At 46.9% G+C, this 20,025-nt stretch carries 17 protein-coding genes, 8 tRNA genes and 1 rRNA gene; all 26 read left to right on the plus strand.

The features are described 5' to 3' along the window. Positions 1 to 81, plus strand: a 23S ribosomal RNA gene (locus tag M3636_RS25605); the annotation flags it as partial. Positions 82 to 166: 85 nt separating this feature from the next. After that, positions 167 to 258, plus strand: a tRNA-Ser gene (locus tag M3636_RS25610). Between the two features lie 49 nt (positions 259 to 307). Then, positions 308 to 384 (plus strand) — tRNA-Met (locus tag M3636_RS25615). Positions 385 to 393: 9 nt separating this feature from the next. After that, a tRNA-Val gene (locus M3636_RS25620) sits at positions 394 to 469 on the plus strand. A gap of 5 nt (positions 470 to 474) precedes the next feature. Further along, positions 475 to 550: transfer RNA gene (locus M3636_RS25625), tRNA-Thr, on the plus strand. A 9-nt stretch (positions 551 to 559) separates the two neighbouring features. Continuing rightward, a tRNA-Asp gene (locus M3636_RS25630) sits at positions 560 to 637 on the plus strand. A 21-nt stretch (positions 638 to 658) separates the two neighbouring features. After that, a tRNA-Phe gene (locus M3636_RS25635) sits at positions 659 to 734 on the plus strand. Positions 735 to 746: 12 nt separating this feature from the next. After that, positions 747 to 832 (plus strand) — tRNA-Tyr (locus M3636_RS25640). Positions 833 to 839: 7 nt separating this feature from the next. After that, positions 840 to 912: transfer RNA gene (locus M3636_RS25645), tRNA-Lys, on the plus strand. A 252-nt stretch (positions 913 to 1,164) separates the two neighbouring features. Beyond that, complete coding sequence (locus M3636_RS25650; protein WP_251384428.1) at positions 1,165 to 2,346, plus strand: PucR family transcriptional regulator; 1,182 nt, start codon at positions 1,165 to 1,167, stop codon at positions 2,344 to 2,346. Between the two features lie 103 nt (positions 2,347 to 2,449). Then, the gene (locus M3636_RS25655; protein ID WP_128099826.1) at positions 2,450 to 3,574 is read left to right on the plus strand and encodes an ABC transporter ATP-binding protein; all 1,125 of its coding nucleotides are present in this window, start codon (positions 2,450 to 2,452) and stop codon (positions 3,572 to 3,574) included. Positions 3,575 to 3,942: 368 nt separating this feature from the next. Further along, entirely contained in the window at positions 3,943 to 4,881 is a 939-nt protein-coding gene (gene hprK, locus M3636_RS25660) for an HPr(Ser) kinase/phosphatase (RefSeq protein ID WP_251384429.1), read from the plus strand. A gap of 229 nt (positions 4,882 to 5,110) precedes the next feature. Next, positions 5,111 to 6,166 (plus strand): prolipoprotein diacylglyceryl transferase, encoded by a 1,056-nt coding sequence (gene lgt / locus M3636_RS25665; RefSeq protein WP_251384430.1) that lies wholly within the window; start codon positions 5,111 to 5,113, stop codon positions 6,164 to 6,166. A 7-nt stretch (positions 6,167 to 6,173) separates the two neighbouring features. Next, the gene (gene ppaX, locus M3636_RS25670) at positions 6,174 to 6,830 is read left to right on the plus strand and encodes a pyrophosphatase PpaX (RefSeq protein WP_251384431.1); all 657 of its coding nucleotides are present in this window, start codon (positions 6,174 to 6,176) and stop codon (positions 6,828 to 6,830) included. After that, positions 6,827 to 7,354 carry an acyltransferase gene (locus M3636_RS25675; RefSeq protein ID WP_251384432.1) on the plus strand — a complete coding sequence of 176 codons (528 nt, stop codon included), beginning with the start codon at positions 6,827 to 6,829 and terminating at the stop codon, positions 7,352 to 7,354. The genes ppaX and M3636_RS25675 overlap by 4 nt, the downstream gene beginning before the upstream one ends. A gap of 581 nt (positions 7,355 to 7,935) precedes the next feature. Next, positions 7,936 to 9,162: an ATP phosphoribosyltransferase regulatory subunit gene (locus tag M3636_RS25680; protein WP_251384433.1), complete on the plus strand. Its 1,227-nt coding sequence runs from the start codon at positions 7,936 to 7,938 to the stop codon at positions 9,160 to 9,162. A gap of 1 nt (position 9,163) precedes the next feature. Beyond that, the gene (gene hisG / locus M3636_RS25685; protein ID WP_128099830.1) at positions 9,164 to 9,823 is read left to right on the plus strand and encodes an ATP phosphoribosyltransferase; all 660 of its coding nucleotides are present in this window, start codon (positions 9,164 to 9,166) and stop codon (positions 9,821 to 9,823) included. 179 nt (positions 9,824 to 10,002) lie between these two features. Beyond that, the gene (hisD, locus tag M3636_RS25690) at positions 10,003 to 11,307 is read left to right on the plus strand and encodes a histidinol dehydrogenase (protein WP_251384434.1); all 1,305 of its coding nucleotides are present in this window, start codon (positions 10,003 to 10,005) and stop codon (positions 11,305 to 11,307) included. Beyond that, a complete protein-coding gene (hisB, locus tag M3636_RS25695; protein WP_164848573.1) occupies positions 11,300 to 11,929 on the plus strand; it encodes an imidazoleglycerol-phosphate dehydratase HisB in 630 nt (209 codons plus the stop codon). The genes hisD and hisB overlap by 8 nt, the downstream gene beginning before the upstream one ends. A 3-nt stretch (positions 11,930 to 11,932) precedes the next feature. Further along, positions 11,933 to 12,541: an imidazole glycerol phosphate synthase subunit HisH gene (hisH, locus tag M3636_RS25700; RefSeq protein WP_128099832.1), complete on the plus strand. Its 609-nt coding sequence runs from the start codon at positions 11,933 to 11,935 to the stop codon at positions 12,539 to 12,541. A 435-nt stretch (positions 12,542 to 12,976) separates the two neighbouring features. Continuing rightward, a complete protein-coding gene (gene hisA / locus M3636_RS25705) occupies positions 12,977 to 13,711 on the plus strand; it encodes a 1-(5-phosphoribosyl)-5-[(5-phosphoribosylamino)methylideneamino]imidazole-4-carboxamide isomerase (RefSeq protein WP_251384435.1) in 735 nt (244 codons plus the stop codon). A 29-nt stretch (positions 13,712 to 13,740) separates the two neighbouring features. Continuing rightward, positions 13,741 to 14,502 carry an imidazole glycerol phosphate synthase subunit HisF gene (gene hisF / locus M3636_RS25710; protein ID WP_128099833.1) on the plus strand — a complete coding sequence of 254 codons (762 nt, stop codon included), beginning with the start codon at positions 13,741 to 13,743 and terminating at the stop codon, positions 14,500 to 14,502. Continuing rightward, positions 14,495 to 15,235: a bifunctional phosphoribosyl-AMP cyclohydrolase/phosphoribosyl-ATP diphosphatase HisIE gene (gene hisIE / locus M3636_RS25715; RefSeq protein ID WP_251384436.1), complete on the plus strand. Its 741-nt coding sequence runs from the start codon at positions 14,495 to 14,497 to the stop codon at positions 15,233 to 15,235. Before hisF ends, hisIE begins: the two co-directional genes overlap by 8 nt. A 12-nt stretch (positions 15,236 to 15,247) precedes the next feature. Further along, positions 15,248 to 16,087: a histidinol-phosphatase HisJ gene (hisJ, locus tag M3636_RS25720; RefSeq protein WP_251384437.1), complete on the plus strand. Its 840-nt coding sequence runs from the start codon at positions 15,248 to 15,250 to the stop codon at positions 16,085 to 16,087. A 64-nt stretch (positions 16,088 to 16,151) separates the two neighbouring features. Further along, positions 16,152 to 17,099 carry a ribose-phosphate diphosphokinase gene (locus M3636_RS25725; protein ID WP_128099836.1) on the plus strand — a complete coding sequence of 316 codons (948 nt, stop codon included), beginning with the start codon at positions 16,152 to 16,154 and terminating at the stop codon, positions 17,097 to 17,099. Positions 17,100 to 17,376: 277 nt separating this feature from the next. Next, complete coding sequence (locus M3636_RS25730) at positions 17,377 to 19,635, plus strand: helix-turn-helix domain-containing protein (protein ID WP_251384438.1); 2,259 nt, start codon at positions 17,377 to 17,379, stop codon at positions 19,633 to 19,635. The last annotated feature ends 390 nt before the right edge of the window (positions 19,636 to 20,025 follow it).

A 20,025-nucleotide genomic window follows, 5' to 3' on the forward strand; every position in this document is an offset into this window, starting at 1 on the left:
ACGACGAGGTAGATAGGCTGGGGGTGGAAGTGCAGTAATGCATGGAGCTGACCAGTACTAATCGGTCGAGGGCTTATCCAATTAGCACGTTTTAAATCGCAGACTTTCGTTTCGAATCTAGTTTTCAAGGAGCAATCCTTGTAATCATTGTTCATGATTGTTATTTGGAGAGATACCCAAGTGGCTATAAGGGGACCCTCTGCTAAGGGGTTAGGCTGTGTAAACGGTGCGAGGGTTCGAATCCCTCTCTCTCCGCCATCTTTATCCTAATGGAGATGGACAAGCAATCAAGACAATTCATTAATATGGCGGTGTAGCTCAGCTGGCTAGAGCGTACGGTTCATACCCGTAAGGTCGGGGGTTCGATCCCCTCCGCCGCTACCATATTACCCAGGAGGCTTAGCTCAGCTGGGAGAGCATCTGCCTTACAAGCAGAGGGTCGGGGGTTCGATCCCCTCAGCCTCCACCATATATGCCGGTGTAGCTCAACTGGTAGAGCAACTGACTTGTAATCAGTAGGTTGGGGGTTCAAGTCCTCTCGCCGGCACCATTAATGCCTGGAACCGTGGTGTAGTTGGCCTAACATGCCTGCCTGTCACGCAGGAGATCGCGGGTTCGAATCCCGTCGGTTCCGCCATTAATTCTTAAAATAGAATAAGGCTCGGTAGCTCAGTCGGTAGAGCAGAGGACTGAAAATCCTCGTGTCGGCGGTTCGATTCCGTCCCGAGCCACCATTTTTTTATTTTGGAGGATTAGCGAAGCGGCCAAACGCATCAGACTGTAAATCTGCTCCCTTACGGGTTCGGTGGTTCGAATCCATCATCCTCCACCAGTTTTATGAGTCATTAGCTCAGTTGGTAGAGCACCTGACTTTTAATCAGGGTGTCGAAGGTTCGAGCCCTTCATGACTCATCATATAGAAAGAGTGAATAATCATTAACTTGATTATTCACTCTTTTTTTTGTTCCGAAATAACAACAAACTAAACAATAATCGAGAAGGTAGTAAATATTATTTTTAGGATATATGGATAATAGGATCGGCAGCCAATACATAATTATGTGTTAATTTTCGTAATAGTCTTTAATATCGAGTAGGTCAAAGGCGATCGACGTTAGGATATGATAAGATAGTAGAAAAAAACAGAGTGGTGACGTTCATACTATGATGATCATACCAGGTCTTAAACAACAAATTGAATCAGTTATCGGCACTACATTAGATGAATATGAAGTTACAATAGAAGAATGGAAAGAGTCAGCGGCAAAGTTAATCAATCCTAACCACGATAAATCCACTTATAGTGGAGGGCACGACGATCAACTTAGCGCAGCCGAAGGGGACACTTATACTGAAGCTCGGAGTTTGAGCACAGGTGAACGGATTTATTTTAAAGTTGGAATGAATATTAAAGAAGGAAATATTGTATGTTGGGGATGCTCCACTGAAGCGATAACTAGAGAAACCAAGGGTCTCATCGAGCTTCTAATCCTTAACAATACAGGAGCTTCACTCGAAGAAACACCTGTTGTTTATGAAAGCGATCGGGAGCAGCAACTTGCTGAACTGGGACAGTGGCTTGTACAGCAGATGAACGATCCATCCCAGTATGAATCTGTACCAGAGCATTTATCGATTTCGGTGGAGCTGAGCACAGAAAAGATTCCTTTTTTGCTGCAATGTGAAACACCAGATGCTCATCGAATTCGCTCCAAAGAGCTTAATAAATTATTGGAGAGTTACTTTGGTGAGTTGATTATATTGATTCCTATGGGAGAACAAGAGTGGGTTTTTCTTGCTGATGAAGAGGTTGTTATGGGTGAGGCTGAAGAGGATACTGTGGAGGCGAGAAAAGATTTGCTTAACGCCTTCTGTCTTGGACTATATGAATTGGTAGCGAGTGAATGGGCTGGTGTATTCCATCTATCTGCATTGTTACCGTGTCAGCCAGCAACTCAACTGGTGCCTGCTACTGCACTTTTGCAGGAGAGTGTACAGTTAGGTAGAGCATTCCATGTGGCACAGCATATCCATCTTCCTTGGGATCTACAACTAGAACAAGTTGTTGCAAGTATTCCCCAGCAGCAGCGGCTCCGGTTCATCAAGGATACAGGTAAGGATACCGCAATATTTAATGATAGTGAGACCCTCACAACGTTAGAGACCTTTTTCAGTTTGGATTGCAATGTGAGTGAGACCGCCAAACGGCTCTTTATTCACCGGAATACACTGGTTTATCGTCTGGATAAGATCAAACAAGAGATTGGATACGATGTTAGAAGCTTTGAAAGTGCTGTTCTAGTGCGGCTTTTGCTGCTTATGTACAAAGTGACGAAAAAGCTCTGATATTTTTGTGCAGTTTGCGAATAGTCAAACATCCCATGCATGGGTTATTATAAAACTACAAAATGTATTCGATTACAAAATGATCTCTGAGGAGGCAACAATCATGGCAGGTGTACGTTTAGAGCATATTTTCAAAAAATACCCGGGTTCCGATAAAGCAACAGTAGTTGACATTAACCTGGACATTAAAGATAAAGAATTCTTGGTTCTGGTAGGTCCGTCCGGTTGTGGTAAATCAACAACACTGCGTATGATCGCAGGCCTTGAGGAAATTTCTGAAGGTAAACTCTATATCGGTGACCGTGTCGTGAATGATGTTGCTCCTAAAGACCGCGATATCGCGATGGTATTCCAATCCTATGCCTTGTATCCGCATATGAGCGTATATCAAAACATGGCGTTTGGTTTGAAATTGCGTAAAGTGAAAAAAGACGAGATCGACAAACGTGTACGTGAAGCAGCTAAAATCTTGGATATCGAGCATTTGCTTGAGCGTAAACCTAAGGCATTGTCCGGTGGTCAACGTCAGCGTGTCGCTCTTGGACGTGCGATTGTCCGTGATCCACAAGTCTTCTTGATGGATGAGCCACTCTCCAACTTGGATGCTAAACTTCGTGGTCAGATGCGTGCGGAAATCACAAAACTGGCTAAACGTTTGGAAACAACAGTTATCTACGTAACGCATGACCAGATTGAAGCAATGACGATGGGTGACCGGATCGTAGTTATGAAGGATGGTATCATCCAACAAGCTGCTTCTCCAGAAGAGCTCTACAACCATCCGTCTAACCTGTTTGTAGCTGGTTTCATCGGTTCCCCGACAATGAACTTTATCTCGGGTAAATTGGCTGAGCAAGGTGCAAACCTTCACTTCGTAGCTCCAGGCGTGGACGTTGAAATCCCGCAAGGTAAAGCACAAGTGCTGAAAACTAGAGGATACGTTGGTAAAGAAGTTATTCTGGGTGTTCGTCCAGAAGACATTCACGAAGAGCCAGTATTCCTGGAAGCATCCCCGAACTCTGTATTCTCTACACACGTAGATGTAACAGAGAACTTGGGTCACGAAATGCTCCTCTACTTGAGCGGTGTAGGTAACGATACTACAATCGCACGTGTAGACGGACGTTCTAACACTCGTGATGGTTCCACAGTTAAAATGGCAATTGACATGAACAAGGTTCATATCTTTGACAAAGAGACTGAAGTGAACGTACTTCTTCAAGACTAATATTACTGGGATTCTTCGGTGACGATGAAATCTGTCAGTTAACGCAATCATACATTGTATTCAGAAGCCCCTTCCGTTATTGCTGGAAGGGGCTTTTTTGACTAATAACAGGCATAGTCCAAGATTGCATTCAGCGGTGAATTCATTTAAGATTATTTGAAGGTTATCGATTGATGTAACAGAGTTTGAACATGCTATATTTGCATGAAAAACATCCGATAACTTTGGTCTGTCTTCGCTGAATAACGTTGATCGACGTTTTGTATAGGCTGCAAATGGAATCAAACTGAATGCGCTCTTAAAGTAGTGAAATGATGTGTCATCTTGATGTACATACAGAGGCAGCGAATGCTGAAAGGAAGAGACAAATGGCGAAAAAAGTGAAAGTATCCGAGTTAGTCCAACAATTTCAGCTTGAAGTTGTTTCGGGATCTCATGGATTAAAGAGATTCATTACAGTAGACGATTTGAACCGACCTGGTCTAGAAATGGCTGGTTATTTTGAATATCATCCTCAGGAACGGGTACAGCTTCTTGGAAGAACAGAACTGGCCTTTTTTGCAATGTTGTCTGAACAAGATCGCCGTGATCGAATGCAGCGTCTATGCACAGAAGAGACACCTTGTATTGTGATAACCCGCGGACTTGACGTTCCACAGGAACTGATTGATATCAGTGAAGAACAGAACTTGGCTGTACTTCGCAGTAATATGGCGACTACGATTCTTTCCAGCCGGATCACGGGTTTCCTTGAAGGCAAGCTTGCGCCAACAGCGACGATCCATGGTGTTTTGTGTGATGTGAATGGTGTAGGGATGTTAATTACGGGAAGCAGTGGTATCGGTAAGAGTGAGACTGCCTTGGAGCTAGTTAAGCGTGGACACCGCTTGATTGCTGATGATGCGGTAGAGATTCGTCAGACATCCGACTTCCAGCTTCATGGAACAGCACCAGAGCTGATTCGTCATTTGCTGGAGATTCGCGGAGTTGGTATTATCAACGTCATGACGCTGTTTGGTGCCGGTGCGGTGCGTAACAATAAACGGATCACCCTTGTTGTTCGACTTGAAGCATGGCAGCAGGACAAGCAGTATGACCGCCTTGGACTGGACGAGGAGACTACACGGATTATTGATACGGATGTACCTTTGGTTACGATCCCTGTTCGCCCTGGTCGAAATCTAGCTGTCATCATCGAAGTAGCAGCCATGAACTATCGTTTGAAGCAAATGGGATTGAATGCAGCGCTGCAATTTACGAATAAATTGACAGCAACCATCTCAGAAGATATGGAAGACATGGATTAATTAAATAGTTCGGAGGGATTGTGGTATGAGACAAAGCTGTGCTTTGCTATACCACTTTTTCTTGGATAGAGGATACGTAGGAAGTTTGCACAGTTTCGAAAGTAAATCATGGACTATGATCAAGAAATTGATCCTGATCTCAGATCCGAATATAGCATGGGATGCTGTGCGCATTGAATAGAGCTAGCGAGAATGGGTGGCATGAGTGAATTTATAGGAGTGTGAATGAATGGATACATTATTACTGTTGAACCCGATTGCGTTCTCTATTGGACCGCTGACGGTTCACTGGTACGGGTTAATTCTGGGTGCAGCAGCGCTTGTAGGTCTATTGCTGGTCATCCAGGAAGGGAAACGATATGCCATTCCGCAGGAAGTGTTCATGGACATGGTTCTGCTGGGCGTACCGTCTGCTATTATTGGCGCTAGAATTTATTATGTGGCATTTAAATGGGAGGATTATAAGGACAATTTCTGGGACGTATTTAAAATTTGGAATGGCGGCATCGCCATTTACGGCGCACTGATTGGCGCCATTATATGTGCAGTTATTTTCTTCCGTCGTAAAGGGTATAACTTCTGGCGTATGGCCGATATTTGTGCACCTGGTCTCATCGTTGGTCAGATGATCGGCCGTTGGGGGAACTTCGTGAATCAGGAAGCTTACGGCGGACCTGTAGAGGAATCATTTTTGCGGGACAAGCTACACCTTCCCGATTTTATCGTCAATCAGATGAACGTAGAAGGCGTATTCCACCATCCTGCGTTCTTGTATGAATCATTATGGAGCCTTGTCGGATTAGGCATTCTGCTTGTACTGCGTCGTCAGAAGTTTCTTCGTGCAGGTGAGCTGTTCATGTCCTATTTTATCTGGTACTCTATCGGTCGTTTCTTCATTGAAGCACTGCGTACAGACAGCCTTGGGTTCCAGGCACCAGCATGGGTGGCTTCTCTTGTAAATGGGTTTTGGTCTCCAATGACAGCAATGGGCTTCGAACAAGGATATCTTGATCCAGCGTATGGTAACGTTAGAATTTCGCAATTACTAGCGATCGGTATTATCATCGTTGCGGTGGTATTCATTGTGGTAAGAAGAGTGACGGGCCGGGCAGATGTTCGGTATAGTGACCCAATCGTATCAACTAAAGTACATGCGGAACCATCGGATGATATGCCACAAACAGGCGCGCTAGGTACAGATAATAGCAAAGACAGCAAAGAAGAAACAATAACATCAACACCAGCCAGAGAAGAGCAGAGGCAAGCTGAAGACAAAAAGGAGTAATGCAGGTATGATCAACACGGTTTTGTTTGATCTCGATGGAACGATTATAGATACGAATGAGCTGATTATCAGCTCGTTCCTACATGTAATGGGAGAATGGGAGCATTCAGCTCCGTGGACACGGGAAGAAATTATTCCACATATGGGTGGCACGCTGGAACAGCAGATGCGTACATTTTCTGGACAAGAGGATGTCTCGAAGTATGTTAAGGGCTATCGAGCATATAACGACATTCACCATGAGGCAATGGTACAGCCTTTCCCTCATGTTCTGGAAGTTGTTGAAGCTCTTCATCAAGCAGGTATCGTTATGGGTGTAGTGACAACGAAGATTCGCCCATCCACACTTAAGGTGTTAGAGCGCTTCGACTTACTCAAGTACATGCAAACGATTGTAACGGTCACGGATGTAACACATCCGAAACCGCATGCTGAACCAGTATTGAAGGCGATGAACGAGCTTGGTGCCGATCCTACCAAAACATTTATGATTGGTGACAGCCCGGTAGATATTCAATCTGCTCAAAATGCAGGTGCACTCTCCGTAGGTGTGGCTTGGTCTCTCAAGGGTGAAGAGAAACTGAAAGAATACAACCCGGATCATATTATACACGATATGAGGGATCTGCTTGCACTCACGGGCATTGAAGCGAGACGTTCATGAGAAAAGTAACCCGCTATCCGGTAGAAGGTCATAATGCATTATGGCATATCTATCAGACCGTAAGCCCCTGGAAAGGTGTTCGCAATTTCATCTGGATTCAGTTATCACGATACTGTCCGATTCTATCGGTAAAGAACTGGATCTATCGCCGAATGCTTGGCATGAAGGTAGGTAAACATACGGCATTTGGCTTGATGGTCATGGTAGATGTGTTTTTCCCGGAAAAAATTACAGTGGGCGAAAACTCAGTCATTGGATATAACACGACCATTCTGGCTCATGAATATCTTATCAAAGAGTACAGGCTTGGCGAGGTCATTATCGGTGAAAATGTACTCATAGGTGCGAATACAACCATCTTGCCGGGGGTAACCATTGGGGATGGAGCTGTAGTTGCAGCAGGCGCTGTAGTTCATAAGGATGTTGCGCCAGGAGCTTTTGTGGGAGGTAATCCACTACGGGATCTATCCCGGTCTGCATCTCCAGAGCATGATGTGCTCGTGAAGACAGATGAACCATTTTAGTAAACGAAGGTCATTAGAAAACGGCATTTAAGGCATTGCATGAATACCTATGACCTATGATTAGAACCATAGGAACTAACAAGATATATCCAGTGATTAAGGTGAAATTGAACCGCTGGGAGAGAAGCTGCTAAGGGCAGCTTTTTTCATATATAAATATCCTCGTCATGCTTGTAAAATGCGGGTAAACCGTAGAAGGAAGATGGTGGGCTAAGCGTGTGGTTTTGTTGACGATGTGGCGTCATTCATGTTATCATATCCCATATCCTTTAGTTTGTTAGCACTTTACCATACGAAAGTATAAAGGCGACAAAAAGAACAATAAATATTCTCCTCTCGCTGAGGTTTCGAACCGATAGAAATGATGTGCTGCTTGGCAGCTAGAGCACGCGAGCGGTTTCCAGAGGAAAGCAAATAGGATTTACGTAGGCATTTGGGGCTTTGGCTGATACAGATAGATGCTGGCTACATAAATCCTGTTGAGATACAGATTGAAATACAATTGACGAATGAATTGATGCAAGAATCGATATACAGACTGCTGTACGATCCAAACTACTGACTCGGGGTGAATGATACCAATGTCTAAACCAAAAGGCTTCGAGAAACCGACTGGTTTCCGTGACTATACACCGCTTGTCGTGAACAAGCTGAGAACGATTGAGCGAAATGCACTGGAATGCATGGAACGCTGGGGTTATCGCCAGATTATAACGCCAACGATTGAGTATTACGATACGGTAGGTGTAGCCAGTTCTACATCAGACCGCAAATTGTTCAAGTTGCTGAATAGCCGAGGAACAACGCTCGTGTTGAGATCGGATCTGACAGCTCCTATTGCGCGGGTTGTATCTTCTCTACTGAAGGATGAGCAGCTTCCCCTCCGTTTGTCTTATCATGCGAATGTGTTCCGTTCGATCGAAGAGGAAGCAGGGCGTGAAGCGGAATTTTTCCAGACAGGTGTAGAACTCGTGGGTGATGATTCCCCTGAAGCGGATGCCGAAGTGGTTGCTTTGGCGATTGCCTCATTACAGGCAGCGGGTGTGTCTTCTTTTAAAATAGCGATGGGTCACATGGGTTTCCTGAATGGATTGTTGGAAGAGGTTATCCCGGGTCAGACTGCACAGCAGCAAGAATTGAAAAAAGGATTGCTTGGCCGGGACTACGTTGGTTATCGGGAATCTATTGAAGCGCTTGATCTTGAACCGAAGTTGAAGGAGCAACTTGAAGCGATTTTACGTTTGCGAGGTGGCAAAGAGATCTGTGCACATGCGGCTCAGTTAAGCTCCAGCCCGGAAGCAGCGGAGTCTATTGCTCATCTGTGCGCGGTATTTGAGGTATTAGAGGCTTATGGAGTCTCTGAGCATGTGTTGATTGATCTGACGATGATTGGTGACTTCTCGTATTATACAGGTATGACGTTTGAAGGTTATGCGGCAGAGCTTGGATCGCCAGTATGCAGTGGTGGACGATATGATAATCTGCTGCAGCAGTTTGGACGTGCGCTTCCGGCTACGGGTTTTGCACTCAAAACAAACCGGATCATCGACGGAGTACATGGAATTACAATAGAAGAAGAAAAACCTGTGCTGATTGAATATCAGTCCAAATGCCGAGCTGAAGCACTTACGGAAGCGGCGCGGTTACGCAGTTTAGGAAAGAACGTTGTGACAGCCCTTCTCTCCGAAGAGAACAGTAACAATGAAACGGAGAGGGTAGCTGGGACCTCTGGTGAACAAGAAGTGCGGAGTGACAAGCGGTATGCCGAGGTCATTCGTTATGCATCTGAAGAAAGGGGAGCGCGCTGAGATGTCGGATATTTTGAAGGTAGCAATGCCTAAGGGTCGAATCTATAAAAAAGCTTCAAAGTTATTCCGTGAAGCAGGTCTCGACATTCCCGTTGATGTAGATGATACACGCAAGCTGGTCATTGAGGTGCCGGAAGCAGGTATGGAATTTATTATGGCGAAGCCTGTGGATGTCCCAACCTATGTAGAATATGGTGTGGCGGATATCGGGATCGTGGGCAAGGACGTACTGCTTGAGGAAAACCGGGATGTCTATGAGCTGCTCAACTTGGGAATTGCACAGTGTCGGATGTCCGTTATTGGGCTTCCTGATTGGAAGCCAGGTATTCAGCAACGTGTAGCAACCAAATATCCGATCATTGCTTCCCAATATTTCAGAGAACAAGGACAGCAGGTGGAAGTCATTAAGCTGAACGGCTCCATTGAGCTTGCTCCACTGATTGGCTTAGCGGATCGAATCGTCGATCTAGTCGAGACGGGACAGACGCTACGCGAGAATGGATTGGTGGAAATGAATTCGATTCTCGATATTACCAGTCGCCTTATTGCCAACCGGGTTAGTTATCGGATGAAAAATGATCGGATTCAGTCGTTATGCGACGCATTGCAGAAGGTTATTCCAGCATCAGCGGAGACGCCTAGCGGGATACTGCGAGGCTAATGAAAGTCTCGTAGCTTAGTATCGAACACATAAAGCTGATCTCGTTGATGTGTAGTGTAGCAGAGTATGGAGTGCTATGAACTCCACTGGGAGCGAAAATTAGGCGGAATAGAAGTTATGGATATTGGCGAACGAACATATAGCATGGTAGCAATACAGGAGATAAGGAGGTTATGTGCATGAAGATTGTACCTGCACGGGAGTTTAATCTGAAGCGGGAAGTCGAATATGGTACACCTGAGCAAAATGAAACCGTACGGCGCATTGTCAGTGACATCCGCCGAGAAGGTGATACTGCGTTGCTGCGATACACAGAGCAACTGGATCGGACGAAGCTCGCGGCTTCAGAGCTTCGTGTGCCGCAGGAGGAGCTGCAAGCAGCGTATGCCGCGGTGGAGCCATCATTTGTAACGGCGATTCGGCAAGCCGCCGCAAACATCCGTGCGTTTCACGAGAAGCAGAAACGCAATTCCTGGATGGATTGGCAGCCGGACGGAAGTCTGCTAGGCCAGGTGATAAGGCCGCTGAAGCGGGTCGGTGTGTATGTACCTGGCGGCAAAGCAGCGTATCCTTCATCGGTGCTGATGAATGTCATTCCGGCACAGGTAGCGGGTGTGACGGAGATTGTTCTGGTTACGCCGCCATCCACGAATGGCGGCGAGGGTATTAACCCGTACATTCTCGTGGCTGCCGCGGAAGCAGGCGTTAGCGAGATGTACCGGGTTGGCGGCGCACAAGCTATCGCCGCCCTCGCCTACGGCACGGAGAGTATTGCCCCGGTGGATAAGATCTGTGGACCGGGCAATATTTACGTGGCGCTCGCGAAGCGCGAGGTGTATGGCGCAGTCGATATCGACAGTATCGCGGGGCCAAGTGAGATTGTGGTGCTCGCCGATGATACGGCGAACCCGGTGTATGTTGCCGCAGACTTATTGTCGCAGGCGGAACATGACGAGATGGCATCGGCTATTCTCGTCACAACTTCGGCTACGCTGGCGGAAGCCGTGCAAGCCGAGGTGAAGCGGCAACTGGAAGTGTTGCCGCGCAGAGATATTGCGGCTGCTTCGGTGGAGCAGTACGGTGCAATCATCGTGGTCGATTCCTTGGATGAAGGAATTGATGTGGTGAATCGCCTTGCACCGGAACACTTAGAAATTATGGTGCAAGAGCCAATGGCTTACGCCGGACGGATTGAGAATGCTGGCGCTATCTTCCTTGGGCCGTATAGCTCGGAACCAGTAGGGGATTATTTTGCCGGCCCGAATCATATTATTCCGACGAATGGTACAGCCCGGTTCAGTTCACCGGTGGATGTGGATGATTTTATTAAGAAATCAAGCTTGATCTATTACAGCAAGGAAGCGTTGCTCCAGAACGGAGCGGCTATTATAGAATTGGCTCGGCATGAAGGGCTTGAAGGTCACGCCCGCGCGATCGCTGTGCGGTTAGAACAGGAAGGAAAGGCGGAATCAGATAATGGATAATCAAGAGAATGGCTTGGGAGTGGAGAACAAAGGTGCTGTCCGCGAGGCACAGGTAGACCGCAAAACGAATGAGACCAATATTCAACTCGCATTTTCCGTCGATGGAACGGGCCAATCGGTGATTGAGACAGATGTTCCTTTTCTGAATCACATGCTGGATCTGTTCACCAAGCACGGACAATTCGATCTGAACGTACAAGCGCGCGGGGACATTGATATTGATGATCACCATACTGTAGAGGACATTGGAATCTGTCTTGGACAGACTTTACGAGAAGCATTGGGTGATAAACGGGGCATTAAGCGTTATGCCAGCGTATTCGTGCCTATGGATGAGGCTCTCGCTCAGGTCATCATTGACGTCAGCAACCGTCCTCACTTTGAGTATCGTGCAGAATATCCATCCCAGCAGGTAGGCAGCTTCTCAACAGAGCTTGTGCATGAGTTTCTGTGGAAACTGGCATTGGAAGCGCGAATTACTTTACATGTGATTGTGCACTACGGACAGAACACGCATCATATGATCGAAGCTATATTCAAGGCACTTGGTCGGGCATTGGATGAGGCGACGATGATTGATCCACGTGTAACGGGTGTGCCTTCCACGAAGGGAGTGCTGTAGACGATGGCGATTGCAATTGTCGATTACGGTATGGGGAACCTGCACAGCGTCGGCAAAGCGGTCGAACGTCTAGGCTATGAAGCGCTGGTAACGGGAGACCGTGAGGCGATTCTGGGTGCAGATGGTGTGATTTTGCCCGGTGTAGGTGCATTTGGCGATGCGATGGAGCATCTGCGAGAGAGTGGACTGGATGCTGTAGTTAAAGAAGCTGCTGCTGGGTCGAAGCCTCTGCTTGGTATTTGTCTTGGGATGCAGTTGTTGTTCAGCTCCAGTGAGGAGCACGGAGAACATGAGGGACTGAACATTTTACCAGGTAAAGTGGTGCGCTTCGCCCCAGGCGAACTGAAAGTTCCACACATGGGCTGGAACCGTCTGGAGTTCCTACAACCGGAAAGCCCGTTGTTTGCTGGTCTGGATGCCGGGCACGTGTATTTCGTCCATTCTTATCATGCAGTTACTGAAGTGCAAAGCGATCTACTGGCAGTCACCGATTACGGACATCCCGTGACGGCAATTGTGGGCAGAGGCTCAAACTTCGGTATGCAGTTCCATCCGGAAAAAAGCGGCGAGCTAGGCATGAAGCTTCTGGGTAATTTCTTGGCTTTAACGTAAGCGTAAACGGGCTGTATATGTTTGAGCATTAATATGTTCAAATTAGAGCTTCACTGGAACGATTTGAATAACTCGTGTAAGACAACGTAATTTGTTTAATCGGTACATTGAGGTCAGATGAGTTAAATCATTGTGCAAGAGAGTAGTGAGTTCTGAAATGAAATGCTACTCTAAACTAAATATCAGCTATAAGTGCGTGTTCAAAAAGGACGGTTTTCAGTACCGAGAAAATGGGATGATGGTAGAAATGGAGTAGCGGAGCGTAGGCAGGACTACGTGAGCAACTACGTTGTTTCCAAAGGAAACAACCTTCGTAAGCATCTACCTATTTCGGCTGAATTCCATATTTGATGCTGAGATGCCGGCAGGCATTCTTCGTAATCAAAAGCGGACTTTTTGAACAACCTCTATAAAGCGATAATCAGGAGGGCTTGTATGTCATCTTTTATCATATATCCAGCAATTGATATCCGGGACGGCAAATGTGTAAGACTGGTACAAGGCGATTACAATCAGGAGACGGTATACAACGATGACCCTGTACAAGTTGCCCGATCTTGGGAGAAGCAAGGTGGTACATATGTTCATCTCGTAGATCTGGACGGTGCTAAGGCTGGACATCCCGTTAACGATGAACTGATCGGTCGCATCGCTTCAGCAGTAAACGTGCCTGTTCAGGTTGGTGGCGGTCTTCGTACAGTTGCCGATGTGGAGCGTTTGCTTGGACTTGGCGTTAGCAGACTCATTATTGGAACAGCGGCGATTGAGGATCGTGCTTTTACGGAGGAAGTGTTGGGACGCTACGGTGATAAGGTTGCTATCGGGATCGATGCACGTAACGGTTATGTGGCTACACGTGGTTGGCTCGAAACGTCAGAGGTTCAGGCGGAAGTGCTGGCGAAGGAGCTGGCTGCATTCGGCGCTGAGACATTTATCTTCACGGATATTTCTCGGGACGGCATGATGCAAGGGCCAAATGTGGAAGCGATTGTGTCTCTAGCAAAGGCGAGTGGAAGAACCGTCATTGCTTCTGGTGGAGTGAGTGTGATGGATGATCTACTTCGTCTTAGCCGCCATGCAGATGATGGCGTTGGTGGAGCAATCGTGGGCAAAGCGCTGTATACAGGTAGCATCGATCTGACTGAAGCGGTACGTTCGGTGAATAAATAAGCGATATTCGGGTAGAGAGGAAGAGGAGCATGCTGGCAAAAAGAATCATTCCTTGTCTGGACGTGAAGGACGGGCGGGTTGTCAAAGGCGTTAACTTCGTCAATCTCCGCGATGCGGGTGATCCGGTTGAGCTGGCGGCGTTATATGATCGCGAGGGTGCGGACGAACTGGTATTCCTCGATATTTCCGCTTCCGTAGAAGGACGGGAAACGATGGAAGAAGTCGTACGTCAAACGGCTGGCGAAATTGCGATTCCGTTTACGGTTGGTGGAGGTATCTCCAAGGTTGAAGACATGAAACGTATTTTGCGAGCAGGTGCGGACAAGATTGCCGTTAATACAGCAGCCGTGCTTAATCCACAGTTAATTGCAGATGGGGCACGGCGCTTTGGTTCCCAGTGTATTGTGGTAGCTGTGGATGCGAAGTACAACGATGCTTGGGGCGAGTGGGAAGTCTATACCCATGGTGGACGAAAAGCTTCAGGCATCAAGGCGCTGGAATGGGTCAAGCAGGCGGAAGAATTAGGAGCCGGTGAAATCTTGCTGACAAGCATGGATGCGGACGGTACCAAAGACGGCTTCGATCTGAAGCTGACGGCTGCTGTATCTGAATCGGTGCGTATACCGGTTATCGCCTCAGGCGGTGCCGGCAAGGAATCCCACTTCTACGACGTGTTCACGGCGGGTAAAGCGGATGCGGGGCTCGCAGCAACGATATTCCATTATAAAGAAATCGCCGTACCGGCGCTAAAACAACATTTGAGCGAACAAGGGGTGGAGATCCGTGAGTAATACAAGTAATGAAATCAAGGAACAATTGTCCCTTACCCAGGTAGTAGAGCACATCCGCTGGAGCGACGGATTGGTACCTGCTATTGTACAGGATGCCGAGACTCGTGAAGTGTTGATGATGGCTTATATGAACCGGGAGTCTTTGAAGCTATCGCTGGAATCTGGTGAAACGTGGTTTTGGTCGCGCTCTCGTCAAGAGCTATGGCATAAAGGGGCAACATCAGGCAACGTGCAACAGATCACTTCGCTGAAATATGATTGCGATGGGGATACGTTACTTGTTGAGGTTAAGCCCAATGGACCAGCCTGCCACACGGGTGAAGTAACTTGTTTCCACAATGAAATCATTGGTTTGCCGGAAACGTCCGGGCAAGCAAATGAAGCAAATCGCACAGCTTCTGGGCAGGATGATGCAGCGGGGAGCGAAGCTGAGTCACGTTTTGCTGTACTTGGTGAACTTGAATCAGTCATTGCTGAACGTGAGCGGGAGCGCCCAGAAGGTGCTTATACAACGTATCTGTTCGACAAGGGAGTAGACAAGATTCTCAAAAAAATCGGTGAAGAAGCATCGGAGACGATCATCGCCGCGAAAAATAAAGATAATGACGAGCTGCGTCTGGAAGTCAGTGACCTCATGTATCACTTACTCGTTCTCCTTCAAGAGCGCAAGCTGCCACTGGACGATATTATGTCAGAGCTGAGCCGTCGTCACGAGCGGCCACGCCGAGATTAGGAGGCGACAGGCGTGCGAATAGACTATCATACACATCATGAGCGGTGTGGTCATGCCGTTGGTAAGTTGGAAGAGTATGTGAAGCGTGGCGTAGAACTCGGTCTATCCCAGATCGGGCTGTCTGATCATATGCCGTTACTCCATGTAGATCCAGCCAATTATTATCCCGAGATGGCTATGCCGATGGATGAGCTTCCACGCTATGTTGAGGAATGTTTCTCCCTGAAAGAGAAATATCGTGGTCAGATCGATGTACGTGTCGGTCTGGAGGGTGATTATATTGAAGGCTGGGAGAATGAGATTCGAGCGATCATTGAACGGTATCCGTGGGATTATGTTATTGGATCGGTGCATTTCCTCGGCGAATGGGATATTACCGACTTCCGTCAAACGCATCACTGGGAAGGGCGCAACGTCCTGGAGGTATATCGTCAATACTATGATGCAGTGAGTAAGGCAGCCGCAACAGGAATGTATGACATTATGGGGCATAGTGACGTCATCAAGCGATTCGGCTTCTCCCCTGCACCAGAAGAGACAGATGAGCGTATTACTCTAGAGAATGCTGCTCTGCAAGCCATAGCTAAGAGCGGCTGTGCAATGGAGCTTAATGCCTCTGGGTTATCGAAGCCCTGTGCTGAGATGTTTCCTGGACGGCGGATGCTGACGGAAGCGATTGAGCTAGGGATTCCATTGACGCTTGGCTCGGACGCGCATGATCCTCTGAAGCTGGGGGATTACCTACCTGAGGCGGAGGCGCTCTTGCGTGAGTTGGGTTGCACCGAGGTGGCTGTCTTTGAAGGTCGCCGTCGCTCTTTCGTTCCTTTAAATGGATCAGACAGTAGAGTATAATAAGGTTGAAAATAACCTTATTCATAAGGGATTATATAGGGGCTTCAACCCTCGGGAGGGCATTATGCAGCAATCGTTACGTATTTTTTCCGGTTCATCGAACCCGAAGCTGGCAGAACAAGTATGCGACAAGCTGGGAGTGCAGCTAGGCAAGATTAAGTTGTCCCGGTTCAAGAGCGGAGAGATATACGTTCATTATGAAGAGACCATTCGTAACTGCGATGTGTTTCTAATTCAGTCGTTGTCTAACCCGATTAATGAGCTGTTCGTGGAACTGCTCGTTATGATTGATGCTGCGAAGCGAGCCTCTGCTCGAACCGTAAACATTATCGTTCCCTACTATGGATATGCTCGTCAGGAGCGTAAGTCAGCCCCGCGTGAACCGATCTCAGCGAAGATGGTTGCCGATGTATTGACCACGGCTGGAGCGAACCGGGTTGTGACGATTGATCTCCATGCAGCAGCTATCCAAGGATTCTTCAATATTCCGGTTGATCATATGACATCACTGGATCTAATCAGTGAGTATCTGCTGAGCAAAGGTATTGAAAATCCGGTTGTTGTCTCTCCGGATGCTGGCCGAGCCTCTATGGCGGAGAAGCTAGCGAACCGGTTGGATTCGCCTTTTGCCATCATGATCAAGAAGAGACCAAGCCATAACGAATCAATCATTACCCATGTCATTGGTGATGTTGAAGGGCGCACACCGATCATTATCGAGGATCTGATTGATACAGGCACGACCATTCTTAATGTTGTTGAGGGTCTCAAGGAGCGCGGCTCCAAAAATGTATACGTATGTGCAACACACGGGTTGTTCTCTGATGGAGCATTAGCTAAGCTCAATCATCCATCAATAGCTGAGGTGGTTGTTACCGATTCAATCGCACTGCCAGAGGATCATCCTGAATGCTTCAAAGTATTACCCGTTGCTCCGATGCTGGCAAGAGCCATTCGTATTATTGTTGATGGCGGCTCCATGGCAACACTGTTTAGAGATTCCGGCATTTAATTTAATGAAGGATCGGAGAATGAGTTTACTCCATAGAGCTGTTCCGTGTCTGAGTTATCTGCTCAGCACGGCTTTTTTATTTTATTTATATGACAGGCAGAATTCCAGGGAGTCAATTCCTTGCTTGCACTTCTGAAGCATGTGCTATAATAACATCAAATTAATTTATGAGAGCGCTTTAATATGGGGTGATCCAGCCCAGAGGTGCGACAGATGATAAACAATAGAGCTGCGGCCGATTCTATGGTCGGCATCGTGGAGTGAGGAGTGGGGTCGATTGTCCCGTACTTGGTATTATCGGTTACTATTTTCGTACTTTCCTATTTTCTTTCTGACTGTGACCATACTCATTTTTATCGCGTTTGTTTTCATTAATGACATCTCTAGGGCTGAAACGAAAAAGGCAGACCGCATCTCGTCCAGCTATCTAGCAGATACGCTAGATCACACCATCAGAGATATCGAACTATCATTAATGGAGACGGTACAGAATGACCAGGCCTATAGAGATTACTTTAATCATAGAGTTGGAGCAAATTCCGAAACAGTCTATGCTATTGCACAGAGTTTACGCGAGCTGACCAGTTCTTCTTCGTGGATTGAATCCATTTATTTATATGACAATATGAATAAGAGCGTTGTGACGGTGAGCGGGCCTAGAGATGTTGAGAGCTTCTCAGACAAAGCATGGATTGAGCAGACTGTGTCCGGGAAGTTAACTACGGGATGGCAACCTGTTAGAGAGTATGACGGAGGTATTATTCAGCGCGCCCCAATTCGGGTGTTAACGGTGAATAAGGACATGCCTTTGCCTTTTGGATCCCAAGGTACACTTGTGATTAATATTAAGATGAGCAGTATTGAGCAAACGGTCGATAACATGGTTAATGGCCAACTTTCCTTCATGACGATTCTGAACCGAGACGGTCAGGTGGTATACAACGCACATTTGGATAATGAAGATGCTACAGAAGGAAGAGTATTGAACACGCTTACGCTGGATAGATTAGGTTGGACGTTATCCAGTGGGATCAAGGCGGGAAATTTGTTTGGATGGGTATCTGTTATTTCCTATGTCTGGGTGGGCATTGCAGTTGTGACGGTGGTCTGTGCAATCATCTATATCATTTATGTTACACGTCGAAATTATAAGCCCATTCAGATTATTATGAACCGGATTGAAGCACATCAGATTCGGACACTTGAAGATTCGGGATCTCGTAAAGATGAGATGAAGATGATTGACGGTGCGCTTGAGAATCTGATCAACCACATGATGGATTATGATGATAAAAAGCAGGAAAATGTACTGTTGCAGCGTAGTAAGCTGTTCAACAGTCTATTACATGGCGAGCATCTCGACCAAGCCGCAGCACGGCTTGAGGAGCTGTCTCCATTTGACGCTGTAGAAGAGTCTATCCGCTTCGCAGTTGTCGTTGGTGAGATTAACCGTTATGAGAAGGGGTTCCAAGAGCTTTATACGAGAGGTGAACAAAATACCCTCAAATTTGCATTGATGAATGTTCTGCAGGAGCTCTCACGTAACAAAGGAATGCAATGCTGGGCCGAGTGGGTCAGTGCAGAGCGGGTGGCCATTCTTTTTCTCTCTACAGAGGAAAGCAGCGAGCTTGATATGAAGGGGCAGATTCGTGACGTAGCAGAGGATTGTCGGTTCTGGGTTGATCAGAATCTACGTATTTCGTTAAGCTTTGGCATCGGGCCAATTGCAGATGGCATTGGGGCGATTCGGGAGTCTTACACTGGAGCAGAAGCCGTTATGCAGCGGAAATGGCTGATGAACGGCGATGTCGGTTTAGCCGAGAGTGGGGAAAAATCCAAGCCATTAATTGAGACATACACTTATCTACAGATGATTGCTGACTTTGTAAAGCGATTCCGAATGTCGAGCGGCCAGTGGCGGGAAGAGCTGGAGGAGATTTTCGCGGCATTTGAACGTAATATGCTGCCTGATGAAGATATTCAGTCCCTCATTCAAGCGATGCTACAGATGCTTAGCCGTGAAGTGGCGCTGATGTCAGACGAACTTCAGGAGAAGTTGTCAGAAGACAATATGAACAAGTGGCTCAAGTCGATAGAGGAAGCAGCGACACTTGCTGATGTAAAAGCATTGCTGTTTGAGGACTTAACCGACCTGTTCAGAACGTATGTCTCGGTGACAGAAACCAAGAGTTACAAAGCCATGGTCAATGAGATGAAAAGTTATATCGAAGAACAATTTGCCAACCCTGACCTGTCTTTGAAACATTTGAGTGATCGGTTTCAGATCTCTGGCAAACATGCGAGTTATTTGTTCAAGACAGAATTCAATATGAAGTTTGTGGACTTCGTGACCGAGCTGCGAATGAAGGAGACGGAACGGCTTCTTCGCAACACTGATTTGGCATTGCAGGATATTGCCCTGAAAGTGGGGTATGCTAATGGTATTACGTTGGGGAGAGTATTTAAACGAGTTACAGGCATTACTCCAGGCGATTATCGCCGGGCGAAGCGTGAACATCATGCAGATGAGTCATAGTCATAGGATGCAATGTTATGTGGATTGCTTATTTTCGGGTAAATGAGCTTAAAGTGAGGGGTGGATTTCTCGCAGGTGTTCTCCGTAGGAGGGGTACTTGCTGGAATCCACCCTTTTACTATGATCCGGCGGTTTGCCTGATCAATCCGATCAGTGATTTCAAGTCATGTGGTAATTCCGAGTGTATACGTGGATGGATATTCCAGTTTATATGTCGGATACGAAAATAGGCAGTATATGAAAATGGTTTATCGACTTAGCTAAGAACAAACCGTACTGAAATGGGGATGATGCCTGTCTGAGCCTGGGTTTAGAGCAGTGATTACGAAAGTAGACAGTGTGTGAAAATGGTTAGGGGAATAAACCACAATTGCTCTGTAAGCGCTTCCG

The sequence above is a fragment of the Paenibacillus sp. MER 99-2 genome (assembly GCF_023714095.1).
Taxonomy (GTDB): Bacteria; Bacillota; Bacilli; order Paenibacillales; family Paenibacillaceae; genus Paenibacillus.